This window comes from Pallidibacillus pasinlerensis (genome assembly GCF_009996845.1).
GTDB lineage: Bacteria > Bacillota > Bacilli > Bacillales > Caldibacillaceae > Pallidibacillus > Pallidibacillus pasinlerensis.
The window spans coordinates 13403-34299 of record NZ_JAACYS010000025.1 but is presented as its reverse complement, the minus strand read 5'-3'; the positions used below and the strand labels follow the sequence as shown (position 1 = coordinate 34299).

The window sequence follows — 20897 nt, the reverse complement described above, 5'->3', positions numbered from 1 at the left end:
AAAGATATAGATGGGAAGTTGGAAAAAGTGGATGATGTAGTAAAATTCTTTAAAAATACGAGCTTGAAACGTGTACTCATATTTGCAATCTTAATTTTTATCCTTTATCTTCTTCGGAGTATAATTAACATAATACTTCTTACCTTTATATTTTCCTTCTTAATAAATGGTTTAGAAAAAGTAATCTCTAAACGGATTCCAATTAATCGGAAAATTACGGTGCTTTTCTTATTTTCTGCAGCGGTTTCGTTATTGCTATATGGGGCAGTTCGGTACCTGCCAGTTCTTGTAAATGAAATTACCCAACTGTTTAGTCAATTGATTGACTTTTATTCAAAACCAATTATTACAGACAATGAAATAGTGAATTATATCTTAAAGGTTATCGAAGACTTTGAAATTACAGAATACTTAGAGTTTGGTGTGACATTTGCTGTCGGTACATTTAATAACATTAGCAAATTTAGTATTCAGTTATTTTTAGCGTTAATTTTAAGCCTATTTTTCTTATTAGAGAAAGAAAGAATTATTGAATTTACATCGCGTTTTAAAGGTAGTAAAATGAACTCCATTTATATGGAACTTGAGTTCTTTGGGAAAAAGTTTGCCGGTACTTTTGGGAAGGTAATTGAAGTGCAGTTCATGATTGCCACTGTTAATATGGTCATTACAACATTCTTTTTATGGCTCATGGGATTCCCCCATTTATTCGGCTTATCGATTATGGTATTTTTCCTCGGCTTGATTCCAGTGGCGGGTGTAATTATTTCACTTGTACCATTATGTTTAATCGCCTTTAGTATCGGGGGCATTATGAAAGTTATTTATGTTTTAGTAATGATTGCAATTGTTCACGCCATTGAAGCATATGTTTTAAATCCAAAATTCATGTCCTCGAAAACGAACCTACCTGTATTTTATACCTTTATCGTATTAATTGCGGGTGAGCACTTCTTCGGTGTTTGGGGGCTAATATTAGGTATTCCAATCTTTATCTTTATTTTGGATGTGTTAGGTGTTCATACAATCGATAATAAGCGTGAAGTAAAAAAAGTTGATTAAGTATTGAGTTTATAGAATTGTCCTTGAAAGTTAATCAAGGCTCGCAAAAATGCGAGTCTTTTTTTCGTAAAGGAAGACAATATAGGGCTATCATACAAATTCTCCCAATTCTTTGCTATAATACATGTGTGTTAAGAAAATAAGAGAGTATTAAATGGAGGAATGTCATGAGCTGGAAAGAGACTGCTGAAAAATGGTTGAATTTTGAGGGCCTTGAGGAACAATTAAAAGAACAATTAAACAAAGTGAAAGATAATGAAAAAGTATTAGAAGAATTGTTCTACAAAAATTTAGAGTTCGGAACAGGCGGTATGCGAGGAGAAATTGGACCGGGTACGAACCGAATGAATATTTATACTGTTCGAAAAGCGTCTTATGGGCTTGCTCAATATTTATTAAGTAAAGGTGAAGAGAGTGCGAAACGTGGTGTTGTCATAAGTTATGATCCGAGACATAAATCAAGTGAATTTGCTTTAGAAGTGGCAAAAACAGTTGGAAAACACGGAATTAAAGCTTATCTTTTTAAAGAATTGCGACCGACACCAGAGCTCAGCTTCGCAGTTAGACATTTTGGTGCGGCAGCAGGGGTAATGGTTACAGCCAGCCATAATCCGCCAGAGTATAATGGATATAAAGTATATGGTGATGATGGTGGACAACTTCCTCCAAAAGAAGCGGATGAACTAATTGAATTTGTTAACAAAGTCGAAAATGAATTGGCTTTGGAAGTTGCCAGTGAAGAGCAACTATTAGCAGAAGGTTTATTACAATACGTTGGTGAAGAAGTTGACGATGTCTATCTTGAATATGTACAAAAAATACAATTAAATCGTGATGTCATTGAACAGGTTAAAGATGATTTGAAAATTGTATTTACTCCACTTCATGGAACTGCCAATAAAGTAGTTCAAAAAGGTCTAAAATTGTTTGGGTTCCAAAACGTAACGGTTGTAAAAGAACAAGAACAGCCTGATCCAAACTTTTCAACGGTTAAATCTCCGAACCCAGAAGAACATGCAACCTTTGAATTGGCAATCAAATACGGAAAAGAAATTGATGCAGATATATTACTAGGAACAGACCCTGATGCAGATCGTCTCGGAGTTGCGGTAAAAGATAATAATGGCGAATACATAGTATTAACAGGTAACCAAACAGGTGCAATCATGCTCCACTATTTATTATCACAAAAGAAAGAAAAAGGAATTTTACCTGAAAATGGAATCGTATTAAAAACAATCGTAACGTCCGAAATTGGCCGAGCAGTTGCTGAAAGCTTTGGACTCGCAACCCTTGATACTTTAACGGGCTTTAAGTTTATCGGAGAAAAAATAAAAGAATACGAACAAACTGGGGAATATAAATTCCAATTTGGCTATGAAGAAAGTTATGGCTATTTAATTGGTGATTTTGTTCGTGATAAAGACGCAGTTCAAGCGGTATTATTTGCTACAGAAGTGGCAGCATTTTACAAAGCCCAAGGAAAAAGCTTGTATGATGCATTAATGGAAATTTACGAGAAATATGGCTACTATAAAGAAACATTGGAGTCTCTAACATTAAAAGGAATAGACGGTGCTGAACAGATTGCAGGCATTCTTGAATCCTTTAGAGAAAATCCACTAAGAGAAGTTGCCGGAATTTCTGTTGTTGCAGTAGAAGATTATAAAACTAGCGTTCGTAAAGAATTTACTGACGGTAAGTTGAATCCGATCAGCTTACCAAAATCTAATGTTCTTAAATATTTCCTAGAAGACGGATCCTGGTTCTGTGTACGTCCTTCAGGAACAGAACCAAAATGTAAGTTTTACTTCAGCGTAATCGGTAACTCATTACAAGATAGTGAAGAAAAGGTTACCCGTTTACAAAGTGCAGTGATGGAGAAAGTTCAAACATTAATTAAATAATTATTTTTTAGCTGTCACAGTCTATATGTGACAGCTTTTTTGAACTCGAAAAATGGAGATTTCCCGGGAAAATAATAAAATCATGTAAAAAAATGATGTTTAGTTGTGTCTTTTTGTCGAAAAAAAGGATAAATCCTTTGAATGGATAATGAAATGCAAAATAAAAATCTTCAACTGTTAGTGAATTATAAAGTGAGGCATAACTTTTAAACGAAGAAGTGGCGGATTAAGTAGAAAGCATCCGCCACTAAAGTGCAATATACATTCAAAAAAATTATCGAATCCGCACTTCTGTATCTTTATCAAAGAAATGTGCTTTGTTCATATCGAAAGCTAGTTTAATCGTTTCATTTGCTTTAATATCTGTACGAGCATCGATTCTAGCAACAAAATCAATATCTTCTAATGTACTATAAAGAACGTTTTCAGCTCCCGTTAGCTCAACAACATCAATATAAGCATTAATTGTTGCTCCTGGAACTGCTTCAGTAAATACTAGTTCATCATGGATATCTTCAGGACGAATACCTAAAATGACGTCCTTCCCAATATATCCTTGTTCCTTTAATACTTTAAGTTTGCCCTCAGGAATTTGAAGTTTAGTTTCACCAATTACAAAATGATTACCATCTAGTTTTCCATTAAAGAAGTTCATTGCTGGTGAACCGATAAAACCACCGACAAACACGTTTTCTGGTTTATCATATACTTCTTTAGGTGTTCCAACTTGTTGGATTTTACCGTCCTTCATTACTACGATGCGTGATGCCATAGTCATCGCTTCTGTTTGATCGTGCGTAACATAGATTGTTGTTGAATTCAAACGTTGGTGTAATTTAATAATTTCTGTCCGCATTTGTACACGGAGTTTCGCATCTAAGTTTGATAACGGCTCGTCCATTAGGAAAACCTTTGCGTCACGTACGATTGCCCGACCTAATGCAACCCGTTGTCTTTGTCCACCAGAAAGAGCTTTTGGTTTTCTATTTAAGTATTCTTCCAAACCTAAAATTTGAGCCGCATTTTTAACTCGGCGGTCAATTTCTTCTTTCGGAACTTTTCGTAGTTTTAAACCGAAGGCCATATTATCATATACTGACATATGTGGATAAAGAGCATAGTTTTGGAAAACCATCGCGATATCACGATCTTTAGGTGGAACATCATTCATTAACTCTCCGTCAATGTAAAACTCCCCTTTAGAGATTTCCTCTAAACCAGCAATCATTCGTAATGTTGTAGATTTACCACAACCAGATGGTCCAACAAATACAATAAATTCTCTATCCTTAATATGTAGATTGAAATCTGAAACAGCTTCTACGTTATTGTCATAAATTTTGTAAATATGTTCTAGTTTTAGTTCAGCCATTTTACACCCTCCATGAAAACGTTTTTTATTATGCTTTCATTTTAATGCAAGTGCTTTCATTGAGGAAATGGAAATTTGCACAAAGTTTTTGCTTTTCAACTGTCAAATTGCCTAGTTGTCTTATGAGTTGTTTTGTTTGATCATCTCAGCATAGACACAAATAAAATAAATGGCTATAGCTCCATTGAAATTTTTTATATCAATAGAAGTGCGGTGGATAAATTTATCAATCTTATATTGTAAACTATTTCGATGCATATATAATTTTTTAGCAGCTAAACTCGTATTTGAATTGTTTTCGAGGAAAGTTTGTACTAGATGGACAAGATCTTTATCGTTTCGAAAAATATCATTGAATTCTGCTGCAATAATTTCATTCATTTTTTCCCACTCTGTTTTTAGAAGAACAACAGGAAACGCGGAATTAAATGAATAAAAACGGTTTTGGGGGATTACAGTTCTTATTGTATGAAAATAGTATTGTTCCCGAGAAAAGTGATTTTTTAACTCATCATTTGGTTCATAGAAACGACCAATATATAAACTTAAGTCTACATAATAGTCTGTTAAAACAGCATCTTGAAAAGATAAAAAGTCTTCTTCTTGAAGTACGAAGTCTGTTTCTAGTTCTAAAACTACACCAGTTTGATTATCTACCCATATAAGAGAAATGTCCTTTTGAAAAAAGGAATAGAAAGAATCATAAATACTTTGGTAATTTACTTCTGAATTGAAATGAAAATGGATAAACCGCATTCTTTCGTTAATATCTGGCAATGGCCCGTTTTCAAAGAGAAAAGTATGCCATTTCTTTTGCTCTAAACTATTATTTAAATACTTAGCAGTTTGTTTAACTGGCGAGAAAAACGCTTCTAATAATAATATCTCCTTTTCTGTCAAAAGTTTTTTTGGTATAGCGATATACTCGTTTGTTTTTTTATCTAAAAAGCATTTATATTCTTGTTCAAAAATGGGTTGGCTCTGAATAATGATACCTGGATATAATAGTTTTAATTTTTCTTTCATAATAAACCTCTCATAATAGTTATCTATAATTATAATTTAAACAAGTATTTAAATATTGTTCAAATTATAAGCGGAAAAAATGGTTTTAAAATCCACAAAGTATTTATTACATTATTTGAATCAGTCTGTCATAAAAATTTTGTTAGCCAATATAATGAAGAAAAATAATTCATTAGGATAAAGGTTGATTACGATGATGGGAATTTTAGTATTAGGTGGAGCAGGATACATCGGTTCCCATGCTGTTTATCAATTAATTGACTATGGTTATGAAGTTGTTGTCGTTGATAATTTACAAACAGGTCATCGGGAGGCAATTCATCCACAAGCGACATTTTATGAAGGAGATATTCGTAATCGTGAATTTTTAAGCAAAGTATTTGAAAAGGAAAACATAAAAGGAGTTGTTCACTTTGCTGCCAATTCCCTTGTTGGTGAATCAATGGAAAACCCACTAAAATATTATGATAATAATGTTTATGGCACACAAGTGTTACTCGAAGCTATGATTGCTGCAAATGTAAAACATATTGTCTTTTCTTCAACGGCTGCCACTTACGGTGAACCGGAAGCAGTTCCGATTACTGAAGACATGGTAACTGCGCCAACAAATACATATGGTGAAACAAAACTTGCGATGGAAAAAATGATGAAATGGTGTGAACAAGCCCATGGGTTAAGTTATGTGGCACTTCGCTATTTTAATGTGGCAGGAGCTCGATCAACAGGAGAAATTGGGGAAGACCATAATCCAGAAACTCATTTAATTCCGATTGTTTTACAAACGGCTTTAGGAAAACGAGAGTTTGTTACCGTTTTTGGTGATGATTATCCGACAAAGGATGGAACTTGTATTCGTGATTATATTCACGTTGAAGATTTAATTGATGCCCATATTTTAGCGCTAAAATATTTACTTGATGGTGGAAAAAGTGATGTATTTAACCTTGGAAGCAATCAAGGATTCTCTGTAAAAGAAATCATTGATATGGCAAGAAAAGTGACTGAAAAAGAAATTCCTGCAAAAATTGGGGAAAGACGCGCCGGAGATCCAAGTGTTCTAATTGCATCTTCAGAGAAAGCAAAACAAATTCTTGGTTGGAAACCTTCAAGAACAAATATTGAACGAATTATAACCGATGCTTGGAATTGGCATGTAAACCATCCAAATGGATATACTGGAAAATTTTAATTTTTACCCTGAGACTCGCTACTTAGCAAGTCTTTTATTATGGTTCGAAACAACATCTCTGGGGTTTAGTTTCGAAATGTTATTAGATATCTATATTACAAAATTTGCCGGCGTTGAAAAGCTGCATTAAATTATTTTTATATATAGATGATTTTTTAGCTATAGGGAGGAGAAAGTTGGCTACAATAAAAGATATTGCTGAGAAAGCTGGCGTATCTATTTCTAGTGTATCGAGAGTTTTGAGAGGCGATCCCACTTTATCCATATCTAAAGAGAAAAGAAAAATAATTTTACAAGTTGCAGAAGAATTATCATACGAATATAAAGTTAAGCGACTTAAAACAGAGCCAGTATTAATTATTAACAATCAAACGGAAGTAGGAGAATTAGAAAATCTCCATTATTTTAATATACAAAGAGGGATTGAAAAAAGGGCGAAGGAAAAAAGTTTAAACCTGTTCGTTTTTAATAACAAGGATTTTGAAATAAACAATCATTTACCTCGTTATGTTTCGGGAATTATAGCAATTGGAAAGTTTCAAATGGATGATGTCCAAATATTATTTAATATTAGTGACAATATTGTGTTTGTTGATAGTTGTCCAGCTGAGGGTGAGTTTGATGCTGTTATTCCGAATTATTATCTGGCAACGACACAAGCGATTAATTATATGATTAATAAAGGCCATTGCCATATTGGTTTAATAGGTCAAGGTAGTATGGATAATATTAATGTAAGTAAAATCTATCAAAATATTGAAAGTTCGTTTTATTATTATATGTATGAAAGAAACTTACTCAATGAATCATATATTTATTTGAGTGAGAAGTCTTCAAAGGAAACAGGATATTTTCTCATGAAAAAGGCAATTGAAGAACATGGTGAGCATTTGCCAACAGCCTTTTTTGTAAGTAATGATTATATTGCGACAGGATGTATTCGAGCCCTTCATGAAGCAGAGTTTGCTGTGCCCGCTCGAGTTAATGTAATCGGGATGAATAATTTAAGTGTTTCAAATATAGTATATCCACCATTATCAACAGTCCATATTTTCCCAGAAGTAATGGGGGAGACGGCAGTAGATTTACTTCTTGAAAGGTTAAACGGGAGGAGAGTAACGAAAACAGTCCAAATTGCTACTAAAATAATAAAAAGAGAATCTAGTTTATAAATATATTAAAATTTACTATATGTTCTGAATATATTATGTTAAAATAGGAAAAAAATTTCAAATGAAAGGATATGGAAAAATGGATTTTATGACAATAGGGTTACTTATCATCTTGTTAATTGTTTTCATCCTCCCGTTCACTGTGAAAATAGTGGAAGAAAATCTTGAATACTTCCTATTTATCATGGGGATTATTGCTGCGCTAGTGGGACAAGCATTTAACTCCGAATTATTTATGCATGCTTTAAAAGACCCAATGGAGATTACAATCGCTGTTTTAATTGCCGGATTGTTATTTAAATGGTTCCAAGACCAATTGGGAAATGCAATTTATGGAATGAGTAGAAAAGTTCCTTTTCCATTATTTGTTGCACTTATCGTTATTCTATTAGGATTATTGTCTAGTGTTATTACTGCAATTATTGCTGCGCTTGTGTTAGTTCTTATTGTTGGTAACTTATCACTTGATCGAAAAAATGCCATTTTACTCACTGTACTTGCTTGTTTTTCAATTGGGTTAGGAGCGGCGTTAACGCCAATTGGTGAGCCACTTTCTACAATTGTTGTAAGTAAGATGAAAGAAGACTTTTTCTATTTACTTGAACTTGCCGGAATTTATATCATACCTGGTGTAGTCATTCTTGGGATAATTGCGGCATTTTGGGTGAAACGTGACAATGTTTCTGAAGAGCGTTCACAACAAGAGGAAGAATCTTATGGTGAAATCATTATTCGCTCTGTAAAAATTTACTTGTTCGTCTTTGGTTTAACAATGCTTGGTGCGGGATTTGAACCGCTAATTAATAAATACTTATTAGACCTACATCCTGCTATTTTATATTGGATTAACATAATATCAGCTGTATTAGATAATGCGACGCTAGCAGCAGCAGAAATTAGTCCTGCGATGTCTGAAGCGACGATTAAAGCGATATTAATGGGATTATTAGTAAGTGGTGGTATGTTAATTCCAGGTAATATACCGAATATTATTGCTGCGGGTAAACTAAAAATTACAAGTAGTGAATGGGCGAAAATTGGTTTGCCATTTGGTCTTGTAGTTATGGTTGCTTATTTTGTGATTTTAATGATCGTAGATTTATAGTTTATTATTAGATACATAAAAAGAAAGCTGTTCAATTGATGAATCGCTTTCTATTTTTTTGCTTTATTAAAAATTTTTATCCTCATTGCAAATACAAGGAATATTCAATTACAATGAATGTATATTAGTTGTGATTAACTTTGAAACATTTTTTTGATTTATACGTAAAATAAGTAGCTTGAAATTTTTCTCGAATTGATTACGCGAAGTTTATTTATATAAAGAATATCTGTATATGATTTTCGTACCACAATATAGGAGTGATGAGGATGAAAGGAATCCTTTATTTTATCATACGATTTTTTTCAGCTGGAGCTACATGGGGGTTATCTTGGTTAATTTATTGGTTAGCCTTAGATCAAGGGTTCTGGGTATCAGGTGCTTATGGTTTACTTACTGGAGTAGGAGTTTTTTATTTATTAAAGTTTTTGATGGTAAAACATTTACTTAATCAAAATGGGTTAACAAGAAGAGAATATAAATTAGTCGAGCGTAATTTAAAAGAGGCGAAGGAAAAGATTTCACGTTTACAAAAGTCATTTTTAAAAATCCATAATTTACCAAGTGCTAAGAAGAACTTTGAAACGTTACGTCTCGTCTACAAAATATATAATATTACAAAGAAGGAACCACGTCGTTTTTTCTTAGCTCAAGAATTTTACTATTCACATTTAGATTCCCTTGTAGATATTACAGAAAAATACACCTTTTTAGCTTTCCAACCTGTTAAAGATGCAGAACTTGTAAAGGCCCTGAATGATACAAAACATACATTAGATGATGTTGTAGACCTTATTGAAGAAGATTTACGGAATATGATTGAAACGGATCTTGATACATTACAATTCGAATTAGACGTAGCTAAAAAATCAATTGATCGAAAACGTTAATAGGAGGTCAGATTTATGAACGAAAGAGGACAACAAAAAGATACAGGTATAGATGATTTATTACAAGACCCATTCGGTGATTTTACATTAGAAACAAAAGAAGAAACATCGGTTGTTGCAAGTACTACTAATGAAGAGATTACTGAACCGACATTTACATCCGATGTGGAAATGCAACAAAAGCCAAAACGAGTCATCGATACGCTGCCTGAAGAAAGTAAAAAGCGGGCACAACAGTTAGCAAGTCAAATCGATCCACGTAATCAACAGGCAGTATCGTTGTATGGTTCGCAAGCCCAATCAAAATTAATAAACTTCTCCTCTTCCATGCTTGACCATGTAAAAAGTAAAGATGTCGGTGAAATTGGCGAAATTATTAATGACTTGATGAAAAAATTAGAACAAGTAAATCCTGATGAATTAAGTGTCGAGAAAAAGGGGTTTTTCGCGAGGATTTTCAATAAAGTTTCCCGTTCAGTGAATGAAGTTTTAGCAAAATACCAAAAAACAGGCGCACAAATTGATCGGATTACAGTACGTCTTGAGCATAGTAAAAACGCACTTATAAAAGATAATAAGCTATTAGAACAGATGTATGAAAAAAATAAAGAATACTTTTTAGCTTTAAATATTTATATCGCCGCTGGTGAATTAAAACTAGAAGAATTACAAACGAAAATAATCCCTGAACTGCAAAAGAAAGCAGAACAAACGGGAGATCAAATGATGTATCAAGAAGTTAACGACATGATGCAGTTTGCCAACCGTTTAGAAAAACGCGTTCACGATTTAAAATTAAGTAGACAAATTACAATTCAAGCTGCACCACAAATTCGAATGATTCAAAATACGAACCAAACATTAGTAGAAAAAATCCAAACATCAATAAATACGGCCATACCACTTTGGAAAAACCAAATTGCTATAGCTTTAACGCTACTCCGTCAACAAAAAGCAGTGGAAGCGCAAAAACAAGTATCAAAAACAACGAATGAGTTATTGTTGAAAAATTCCGAGATGCTGAAGACGAATGCAATTGATGCAGCAAAAGAGAATGAACGTGGCTTAGTTGATATTGAAACCTTGAAAAAGACACAGGAAAATCTTGTTTCAACATTGGAAGAAACATTGCGTATTCAAGCTGAAGGAAGGGCTAAAAGAAGACAGGCAGAAACAGAGCTTGTGGCGATGGAAGATCAGTTAAAACAAAAGCTTCTCGAATTAAAAGGATAAAAATGATTGAATAAGTAAAGAAACTTGAAAAAAGGTCTAACTTGAACAATAATAATATCTAGTAAAAATTACTAGATGTATCTTGTGATTAAGTTAGACCTTTTGTTATTAAATGAAAGCGCAATCAATTTAAATTACAAATCGTGAGTTTCATAGTAATAAAGAAGTTAAAAAGAACTTAGCGAAAATCCGAATATGTATGTGCATTGGGTTTTCTAGGCATATTATACGTTGAAAAATTATATATTTGATACTAGGTTGTTGACAATATTGTAAATCTTTTATTATATTTGAATAGGAGGGCTTATAGGAATTTACTATATTAATAAAAAATTAGGTAATACTAATTACCTAATAATGTAAATGCTTTCATCGAGTGGAGAAAGCATAGTTGCCCTCAATTATATTTTTCAATGACATTAATAAAGGGGGAAAACGAAATGAGGAGAAAATTTTATGCCATTTTTGCAATGCTTTTTTTATTAACATTTTCATTAGCGGCATGCGGTGGCGGTTCCAGTGACTCTGGCAATGGGGGAGGATCTGATTCAGGTTCTTCTGACAATGGTGGAGATGCACCAAAATTCCTTAGCTTACTAACTGGGGGAACAAGTGGTACATATTACCCACTTGGGGGAGAGATTGCAAAAATCTTAACTGATGAAACAGGAATTCAAACTGACGTTCAATCATCGAACGCTTCTGCTGACAATATTATGGCATTAAGTGATAACCAGGCTGAGCTTGCATTTGTTCAAACTGATGTTATGGCAGCAGCTGTTGAAGGAGTTCAATCCTTTGAAGAACATGGTAAAGTTGACAATGTTTTAGCTCTTGGTTCATTGTATCCAGAGACAATTCAAATTGTAACATTAGCTGATTCAGGTATTGAGTCCGTTGAAGACTTAAAAGGTAAAAAGGTTTCTGTTGGTGCACCAGGATCTGGAACATATGTGAATGCTGAACAAATTTTAGAGGTTCATGGTATGACAATGGATGATATCCAAGCGCAAAATCTTGACTTCGGTGAATCAGCAGGCGGACTTAAAGATGGTAATATAGATGCTGCGTTTATTACAGCAGGTACTCCTACTGGTGCAGTTGAAGAAATTTCTGCAACAAATGATATTAAAATCCTTCCTATCGAGCAAGATAAAGTTGATGCTTTAATCCAAAAATATCCTTACTATGCGGCTGATACTATTAAAGCTGGCACTTACAGTGGAATTGATGCAGATGTGAATACTGTTGCTGTAATGGCGATGATTGCTGTAAGCAAAGATCTATCCGATGATGTAGTTTACAACTTAACAAAAGCTTTATATGATAACGTTGATAAAATTACACACGCAAAAGCGGAGTTTATCTCCCTTGAAAGTGCGTTAGACGGTATCGATACAAGTCTATTACACCCAGGTGCAGAAAAATATTATACTGAACAAGGTTTATTGTCGGAATAGATTAAACATCTTAAACTTACCGGCAGTTGAGTTGATAAAACAACCGCTGCCGGTTTGATTTTTGTAGAATAATTGATTCGATAATATAGGATGAATCAGATGGATAAACTAAAAACGTTTTTACTACTTACAGTTTCCTTTCTCGTACTTATTCCACTTTTTTTGTTTTTTATACCTGTACAAAAAGCTGTTGTTTTTTATCATGAAAATACAACGAAAATATCAGCCTATTTACCTATTGATTCTGGGGAAACCTTTCAAATAATTTTCACACATTCAATTCATTTATCTGATGTAGTTGAGAAATATAGAATTACGAAAGACAATAAAATAGAACAATATGAAATTATTTTTGAGCAATTTGGAATTGGTATGCCTTCGAATGCAGAAGCAGGCCAAGAGTTTGTTTATGAAGATGGTAAATACCATATAAAAAATTTGAATAATGTTTTTGAATCTATGAATATCCGAAATGGCAGAACGGTTTCTGAACATCGCCTTGTATGGGGAGAAAACGATCAGCATATGGTCTGGTTTAATGATTATTTTTCACCAGGGGCTTGGTATACTGTCAAAGTTGAAGACTTAACATTATGGAAGTTGATGAAAGGAGTGAAAATACATGACTGAAAAAAAGGATATAACTCAACTATCAGAAAAAGAACAGCAAGAGTTGATGGCGAAATATGACGCAGAATCAAGATCACGTCAATTATCAGGCATCATGTCCAAAGTAGTCATTATACTGCTGTTTGCTTTTTCTATATTTCAATTATATACAGGTTACTTTGGGGAATTAACAGCGTATTTGCAAAGAACGATTCACTTAGGATTTGCTTTAGTATTAATATTTTTATTGTTTCCTGCCAGTAAAAAAGGAAATATGAAACAGATTGCTTGGTATGATTATATACTAGCGTTATTATCAGTCATCGTATGTGGTTATTGGCCAGTATTCTATGAAGCTTTAGTACAAAAAGTGGGCGGAATTAATCAAACTCAAATGATTATTGGGGGTCTGGCTATTTTATTAGTTATGGAAGCGACTAGAAGGGTAGTTGGTCTACCATTAGTAATTGTAGCAGGTAGCTTTTTATTATATGCTCTTTTTGGACCGAATATGCCAGGGTTTTTGGCTCACCGTGGTTTAGATTTAAATCAATTAATCGATGCGATGTTCTTTACAACTGAAGGTATTTTAGGAACACCATTACAAGTATCATCCACTTTTATATTCCTATTTATTTTATTTGGTGCATTTTTAACCCAAACAGGAATTGGGAACTACTTTAATGATTTAGCCCTAACTATTGCTGGCCGTAGAGTTGGGGGGCCAGCGAAAGTAGCAGTTTTTACAAGTGCGTTACAAGGAACGATTTCTGGAAGCTCTGTTGCAAACGTTGTTCAATCTGGATCTTATACGATTCCAATAATGAAGCGACTTGGATATCGCAAAAACTTTGCTGGAGCGGTTGAGGCGGCTGCCTCGACTGGTGGACAAATTATGCCACCTGTAATGGGAGCTGCAGCATTTCTAATGGTTGAATTTGCCGGAGTCCCTTATATCGAAATTGTTATAGCAGCTATCATTCCAGCCTTTTTATATTTCGCTGGAATATGGATAATGGTACACTTAGAAGCTAAAAAGCAAGGTTTAAGAGGCGTATCAAGTGAGGATATACCTAGCAAAAAAGAAGTGTTAAAAGGATTATATTTATTAACGCCAATTTTAGCTATTGTCGTATTTATTTACATGGGATACAGTATATCTCGTGCTGCGATATATGGTATCATTTTCACTTTAATTGTGAGTTTGTTTAGAAAAGATACAAGAATTACGCTACCAAAGCTGTTTACAGCATTAACTGATGGTGCTCGATCTGCATTAGGTGTTGCAGCAGCGACAGCTTGTGCAGGTATGATTGTTGGAGTTATCTCAAGAACAGGTTTAGGATTAAAGTTAGGTAACGAAATTGTAGGTTTAGCTCGAGATATTACAAGTGAATCTACACTATTATTACTTTTAACTCTAGTCTTTACTATGATAACATCTATTATTATTGGAATGGGTTCACCAACAACAGCGAACTATATCATTACATCAACAATTGCTTTACCTGTTATTATGACATTGGAAGCACAATATAATATGGGGATTCCTGTATTAGCAGCGCACATGTTTGTTTTCTACTTCGGAATTGTTGCTGATATAACTCCGCCAGTTGCCTTAGCTGCCTTTGCTGCAACGGGAATATCTGGTGGTGAACCAATCCGGACAGGATTTAATGCGTCGAGATTGGCGATTGCTGCCTTTATTATTCCATACATGTTTATGTTTAATCCGGCTATGCTCTTGATCGATACAAATGTATTGGAAGTAATTTGGATTTTTGTAACAGCATTAACTGGTATGGTAGCCATTGGTGGGGCATTAATTGGCTACTGGTATAAGTCCTTAAACTGGTTTGAAAGAATTGTTTCTCTAGTTATAGGTTTCATGTTAGTATACCCAGGTGGTTTAATTAGTGCAATCGGATTAGGTTTATTCATTGCAATGATTGCTTATCAATTTATGATTAATAAGGGTAAGGGAACTGGAGCAGGTGTCGAAGGTGCCAGTGTTTAAAGGATAAAAAAATGGTTGTCTCAGCGGATCAGTCGCTAGAGACAACCATTTTTATTTTATTTCTACATTTTGATTTAATAACTTATGCAACTTGAAAGAAATTTTTAGTCCTCAGTATTTGTCGAAAACATAAATTTTTTATGATAAAACTTAATGCTAAAAACTATCCCCATTGCAAGCATATTTCCCATTAAAGAACTTCCACCGTAACTAATAAACGGAAGTGGAATTCCGGTAATTGGTAAAAGTTGGATCGTCATTCCCACGTTTTGAAAAACATGGAATGTTGTCATGGCAATAATTCCTGCGCAAACATACGAATCAAATGGTGAATTAGCATCTAAAGCTACTTTAATTAAATGATAAATAAGTAGGAAAAATATACAAATTACAATACTTGCTCCGATAAATCCAAACTCTTCCCCAATTACACTAAAAATAAAGTCTGTATGCCTGTCCGATACATAAACTTCTTTATCCATATACCCTTTTCCAAAGATTTCTCCGGAACCAATTGCTTGTAGAGAAGTTACAAGTTGATAACCTTCATGAGATGAATAACTATATGGATCTAACCATGAATAAATACGAGCCAATTGATATTGCGGAATGAAAGACTCTACCCACTCTGGAAAGTAGATCATGATTAAAATAATAGCTGCACCGACGGACATAATAACCGAAAAAACAGGAACGATAATTTTCCATGTAATCCCTGAAACAAGCATCATCCCAGCAGCAATGGCAATAATAACCAAGCCTGTTCCTAGGTCTGGTTGCAACATAATCATTCCTAATGGAGGTAATGTTGTTAGAATTAATTTTCCTAATAACCAAAATTCCGTTTTCAAGGTTTTTAATTTATAATTTTGATGGTGATCGGAAATTACTCGACTTAAGGCCAATATTAGAAATATTTTCATAAATTCCGATGGTTGAATCGTCCCAACTTTTGGTATCGTAAACCAACTCTTTGCACCGTTTCTTGGTTCAGCAATGGATTCGGGTGCAAAATGTAAAAATACGAGTATAAATATACCGAAACCATATAATATCCAGGAAAGCTTTTTATATTGATCAGGTTCAAACAACATAGCAACGGCAATAATAAAGGCACCTACACCATACCAGACTACTTGTTGAATAACAAAGTTTCCAGCATACTGACCATGGGTTTGAGCACTTGAGATTGCAATAAGACTAACAACTAAAAAAAGAAATAATATAAATGCTAATGTCCAATCAAAACGGTCTACATCTTTTTTTTCATCTTCCATAAAATTCACCTTTTCATTAGTCGAAGGATCGATAAGTTTTGACAGCATATTATACCATAAAAAATACCACAAAATATATTTTTTACAGTGGATCCATTTTTTAAAAAAGCTATTAACATTGCTTATCGTAACAAAATTAATCATAACTTACAATGAATAATCGATTTAAGCGTTTATGTAGTAAACAAAAGTTAGGATAGTTTCTAAAAAGGGGAGAAGTTTGATTGTATGTCTTTTATCATTCTATGTTCGATATTGTTAGTTTCAACCATACCTAGATTGTAGCACATAAAAAATCCCTCAGAAATAGGCTGAGAGATTTTAAAAATTTATCCATACCGTTCGGTAAGAATATTTAAATTGCTTCTGTATTTGCTGTTGTTATATTAATTGGCGATTGATCTGGAATAGCCTTCTCCACAATCTTTTTTACTTCAATATAGTCAATGTGGTGATCTTCCATTTCGAGAACTTTAAATTCGTATCCTTCAAAATGAATTGTGTCACCTTGTTTTGCCTCAAAGTTTTCTGTTAAGAACCAACCACCAATCGTATCTACATCTTCATCATTGATTTCTATATTTAAAAGATCATTAATTTCAGATACTAAAACTTTACCATCAAAAATGTAATGATTTTCACCAATATGTCGAATTAATGGGATTTCATCTAGGTCAAATTCATCACGAATCTCACCAACAATTTCTTCAATAATATCTTCTACAGTAACTAATCCACTAGTTCCACCATATTCATCATATAAAATGGCCATATGAATTTGTTCCTTCTGCATTTTTAAAAGAAGATTGTGAATAGGAATCGTATCGATGACACGAATAATAGGTCTTATATATGTTCGGATTGATGACTTTGAAATATCTTTACCTGATATAACTGAAGTTAATACTTCTTTTAAGTTAATTAGACCGACAATATGGTCTTTATCCCCATCTGTAACAGGGTAACGAGTAAATTTTTCAACTTCGGCTATTTGTAATAGAGTCTCTACTGATTCATTTATGTCGATGCTTTCTATTTCCGTTCGAGGAACCATAATTTCTTTTGCAATTCTATTATCGAAGTCAAAAATATTATTCACATATTTAAATTCAGATTGGTTAATTTCCCCATTTTTATAACTTTCAGATAGAATCATACGAAGTTCTTCTTCTGTATGGGCGCTTTCGCTTTCTGATGCTGGTTTTAAACCGAAGGCTCTAACAATTAGACGGGCCGAACCGTTTAAAAGCCAGATAAATGGATACATGATCCGGTAAAACCAAATTAATGGCCTTGCAAACAATAATGAAACTTGTTCTGCTTTTTGGATTGCGATTGTTTTTGGTGCGAGTTCTCCTATGACGACATGTAAAAAAGTCATGATGAGAAACGCTAGAGTTATAGATAAAGCGTGAGAAAGGGATTCAGGTATTTGAATGTTTCCAAATAAAGCTGTTAAAATAGATCTAAAGGTGGATTCACCTAACCAACCTATTCCTAAAGCGGTAACTGTAATTCCTAATTGACAGGCTGATAAGTATTCGTCTAGATTATCAATAATCTTTTTCGCAGCGACCGCTTTTTTGTTACCTTCCTCAACAAGTTGTTCTATTCTCGATACACGTACCTTAACAATAGCAAATTCAGAAATTACAAAAAAAGCAGTTAAGCCAATTAATATGGCAATGAAAATCAGGCCAACTATGTCGTCCAACAAAATCCCCTCCCCGAACCTGCCGGGTAGGGAGTTCACCTCCTAAAAAGTTAAAAATTAAAAAGTTTTTTGAGAGTTTTATTTTAAATTACAAAGCTCAACTCCCCCTTTATATATCATTTTACAATAGATGAAAATTTTTGTTAATGAAAAAAGTTAATATATACTTTGAAATTAATTCTAAAAATGGAATAGATAATCCTTGTTGAGTGAAAATTTACATAATTCCAAAAATAAAAGAAGCAAAAAATTTGGTTAATTATATTATAGATTTTTATAAAAGAACAGTCAATGAAAGCAGTTAACATATTTATACAATATATGAAGGAAAATAAAAAGGATAACCTTATAATGAAAATAATGAAAAGATAAAAAGAGGCGGCAATAACGCCTCTTTTGAGTGTTTTTTACATGTTTACATTAAATGGCTTAAAAATAGTGTCGCGATTGTAAAGTACGTAATTAATGAAAAAATATCGTTTAAAGTTGTGATAAGTGGACCGGATGCGATTGCAGGGTCGATATTTATTTTGTACAAAATTAAAGGTATTATTGTGCCAGCTAACGTTCCGATTATTAATGTTAAGAAAAGGGAGATTCCAACAACCAACCCTAAGTAAATATTTCCTTGCCATAAAAATGCAATAAGTGAAATTAATAACCCACAAACGAGTCCAATAATTAAACCGACTAGGAACTCCCGGAAGATGAGTTGGAAAATCTCCTTTCTATCTACTTTTTGACCTGCTAAACCACGCACTACTACTGCAAGAGATTGTGTTCCAGTATTTCCAGTCATCCCTGAAATCATCGGCATAAAGAAGGTTAATGCTACAACTAAGCTTAATGTATCTTCAAAATAACTAATAATACTTCCTGATAATAAACCAATTCCAAGTAATAAAACGAGCCACGGTAATCTTCGCCAAGCGGCAACCGAAGCTTTTGTTTCAAAGTCGATGGCTTTACCTGATGCAGATAACTTTTCAATATCCTCGTTTGCTTCTTCGATAATGACATCGAGCATATCATCGAATGTGATAATACCTAATAATACGTGATTTTCATCGACGACTGGTAAAGCAAGGAATCCATAACGTTCTAGTATGGCAGCTGCTTCTTCCTGATCGGTATACGCTGATACATAAATAACCCGTGTGAACATAATGTCTTTTATTTTTTGATTTAAATCAGCGAGTAACAAATCACGATATGAAGCAACACCAACTAATTTTCGATTTTCATCAATAACGTATAAGTATGAAATTGTTTCTGCATATGAGGCAAAGTTTTTCAATTTATCAATCGCTTCACGGACGGTGTAATAATCTTTAATCCAAACAAATCGGTTCGTCATTAAGCGTCCGGCAGTTTCCGGTGGAAAGGTCATGATATTTTGCACGATGGTTGATTCTTCATGCTTCATGACTGCTAGGAGCGCTTCCGCCTTTTCCTCAGGTAATTCATGGAGCAAATGAGCGAGGTCATCGTTATCCATTAAGTTTAATACTTCTGCTTTTTTCTCTACTGATAATTTATTTAAAATATCGTATTGAAGATTCGTATCTTCAACTTCTTGGATTACATCCGCTAATAAATTGTTATTTAAAAATAATAGGAATCTTGATTTGAATTTTTGCGGTATCCCCTCGTAAACATTGGCAATATCATAAGGTTGTAATTCTTCAATAATTGTCGATAATTCTCTTTTTTGATTTTCCCGTAAACATTTAACGATATTAAATAATAGTTGTTCTTCTGTTAAAAGATGTTTCATAGCTAATCCCTCTTTCAATTATGAGGTAAGTTTTAGTTTGTTTATGTCATTCTACAGTCATTTTTACACAATACATTTTTTATTACAAGTTGTGTTTTATAAGTTTTTTTAACAATTGCAATTGAATAATCCGTAATATTGGAATTAAACAGAATTTTTGATACGATTATAGGAGAAGAACTCTGTCGAATTTTGCAATTAACATGTAAACAAATTGAAATGGAGTTGTGATTAAATAATTATATAATAGATAATTAATAACTATTTATTTGAAATGGACGGTCAAAATAAGAAGGGGGCGAGCTAGTGGCAAGAAATGATGTGATGGACAAAGTGATTTATATATTAGTTAATACCCGCGAACAAAACGTAATATCTCATGGAATTAGTTTTGATGAGTTTGTCCAGTCTCTTTCTACCCCCCTTACAAACTTATTGTTATTGAAACATCAGTCTAAAAATAGTGAATTTCATTTTCATACAAGATTAGGTTATGTGTTAAATGAGCAACTTGATCACTTAATTAAAGAAGGTACATATAAGGAAAATGAATTTTGTTGGGTTGACTTCGAAGATATGTTTACCCTTGATACAATTGAAGGACAAGAGCTTGCTGAGTTATTATATTTAGGCCATATGAAGAAGCATTTATCACTTCCTTTTTTCCAAAAGTTAAATAATCGATTTGTTTACTTAACTGAGGATGATGGTTGGCTAAATAAAATTTATTTTCGTTTTTGGTCCGATTTTTACTCGTCTTTAGGATGCGTTTTAGGAGAAAAGTTAAATAATTTAAAGCTCGATAAGTCTTTAATGAGTTTTCGGAAAAGAAAAAATTATTCTCCTGTTAATCATAAAGTACTTCATCAATTAAACACATTGTTTACGGAAGGAATTGTTTTTTCATTTCTACATGTTGATCAAAGTCGTTCACAAACAGTGCTACCTTTTTGGGTAGTAGGTGATTATTATGATATGGATGAAATGAATGAACAGTTCTTAGAAATTTCAAAGGAGAAACCAAAAGGACAAATCGTATTTGACAAGAAACAAAAAGAATGGGCGATTACTATTAATTCATAAT

At 33.4% G+C, this 20897-nt stretch carries 16 protein-coding genes; 11 read left to right on the top strand and 5 right to left on the bottom strand.

From position 1 onward, the window contains the following. Positions 1-27 precede the first annotated feature (27 nt). Positions 28-1062, top strand: coding sequence for an AI-2E family transporter (locus GW534_RS07240; RefSeq protein ID WP_161920383.1), 1035 nt, complete (start codon positions 28-30; stop codon positions 1060-1062). Between the two features lie 167 nt (positions 1063-1229). Then, on the top strand, positions 1230-2969 hold the full coding sequence (locus GW534_RS07235; RefSeq protein WP_161920382.1) for a phospho-sugar mutase: 1740 nt from the start codon (positions 1230-1232) through the stop codon (positions 2967-2969). Positions 2970-3243: 274 nt separating this feature from the next. Here the strand turns inward: GW534_RS07235 and GW534_RS07230 are convergent, their stop codons facing one another. Further along, positions 3244-4341 (bottom strand): ABC transporter ATP-binding protein, encoded by a 1098-nt coding sequence (locus tag GW534_RS07230; protein ID WP_161920381.1) that lies wholly within the window; start codon positions 4339-4341, stop codon positions 3244-3246. Between the two features lie 120 nt (positions 4342-4461). Further along, the gene (locus GW534_RS07225; protein ID WP_161920380.1) at positions 4462-5367 is read right to left on the bottom strand and encodes a helix-turn-helix domain-containing protein; all 906 of its coding nucleotides are present in this window, start codon (positions 5365-5367) and stop codon (positions 4462-4464) included. Positions 5368-5563: 196 nt separating this feature from the next. Between GW534_RS07225 and galE the strand changes: the two genes are divergently transcribed. From galE to GW534_RS07185, 8 genes are all read left to right on the top strand, one after another. Continuing rightward, complete coding sequence (galE, locus tag GW534_RS07220) at positions 5564-6559, top strand: UDP-glucose 4-epimerase GalE (RefSeq protein WP_161920388.1); 996 nt, start codon at positions 5564-5566, stop codon at positions 6557-6559. Positions 6560-6735: 176 nt separating this feature from the next. Then, positions 6736-7731 (top strand): LacI family DNA-binding transcriptional regulator, encoded by a 996-nt coding sequence (locus tag GW534_RS07215; RefSeq protein ID WP_161920379.1) that lies wholly within the window; start codon positions 6736-6738, stop codon positions 7729-7731. Positions 7732-7819: 88 nt separating this feature from the next. Beyond that, on the top strand, positions 7820-8836 hold the full coding sequence (locus GW534_RS07210; RefSeq protein WP_161920387.1) for a DUF1646 family protein: 1017 nt from the start codon (positions 7820-7822) through the stop codon (positions 8834-8836). Positions 8837-9105: 269 nt separating this feature from the next. After that, positions 9106-9726 carry a 5-bromo-4-chloroindolyl phosphate hydrolysis family protein gene (locus tag GW534_RS07205; RefSeq protein ID WP_161920378.1) on the top strand — a complete coding sequence of 207 codons (621 nt, stop codon included), beginning with the start codon at positions 9106-9108 and terminating at the stop codon, positions 9724-9726. Between the two features lie 15 nt (positions 9727-9741). Further along, on the top strand, positions 9742-10959 hold the full coding sequence (locus tag GW534_RS07200; protein ID WP_161920377.1) for a toxic anion resistance protein: 1218 nt from the start codon (positions 9742-9744) through the stop codon (positions 10957-10959). Positions 10960-11399: 440 nt separating this feature from the next. After that, positions 11400-12419: a TAXI family TRAP transporter solute-binding subunit gene (locus tag GW534_RS07195; protein WP_161920376.1), complete on the top strand. Its 1020-nt coding sequence runs from the start codon at positions 11400-11402 to the stop codon at positions 12417-12419. Positions 12420-12518: 99 nt separating this feature from the next. After that, positions 12519-13049 carry a DUF1850 domain-containing protein gene (locus GW534_RS07190; RefSeq protein ID WP_161920375.1) on the top strand — a complete coding sequence of 177 codons (531 nt, stop codon included), beginning with the start codon at positions 12519-12521 and terminating at the stop codon, positions 13047-13049. Beyond that, positions 13042-15045 (top strand): TRAP transporter permease, encoded by a 2004-nt coding sequence (locus GW534_RS07185; protein WP_161920374.1) that lies wholly within the window; start codon positions 13042-13044, stop codon positions 15043-15045. The genes GW534_RS07190 and GW534_RS07185 overlap by 8 nt, the downstream gene beginning before the upstream one ends. A 104-nt stretch (positions 15046-15149) precedes the next feature. Here the strand turns inward: GW534_RS07185 and GW534_RS07180 are convergent, their stop codons facing one another. From GW534_RS07180 to mgtE, 3 genes are all read right to left on the bottom strand, one after another. Then, positions 15150-16322, bottom strand: coding sequence for an FtsW/RodA/SpoVE family cell cycle protein (locus tag GW534_RS07180; RefSeq protein ID WP_161920373.1), 1173 nt, complete (start codon positions 16320-16322; stop codon positions 15150-15152). Positions 16323-16677: 355 nt separating this feature from the next. Continuing rightward, positions 16678-18036 carry a hemolysin family protein gene (locus tag GW534_RS07175; RefSeq protein WP_246204004.1) on the bottom strand — a complete coding sequence of 453 codons (1359 nt, stop codon included), beginning with the start codon at positions 18034-18036 and terminating at the stop codon, positions 16678-16680. Between the two features lie 415 nt (positions 18037-18451). After that, positions 18452-19813, bottom strand: a complete 1362-nt coding sequence (gene mgtE, locus GW534_RS07170) for a magnesium transporter (protein ID WP_161920372.1) — start codon at positions 19811-19813, stop codon at positions 18452-18454. Positions 19814-20119: 306 nt separating this feature from the next. Here mgtE and GW534_RS07165 point away from each other — a divergent pair, with 306 nt between their 5' ends. Further along, complete coding sequence (locus GW534_RS07165) at positions 20120-20896, top strand: hypothetical protein (protein ID WP_161920371.1); 777 nt, start codon at positions 20120-20122, stop codon at positions 20894-20896. Position 20897: the final 1 nt, after the last annotated feature.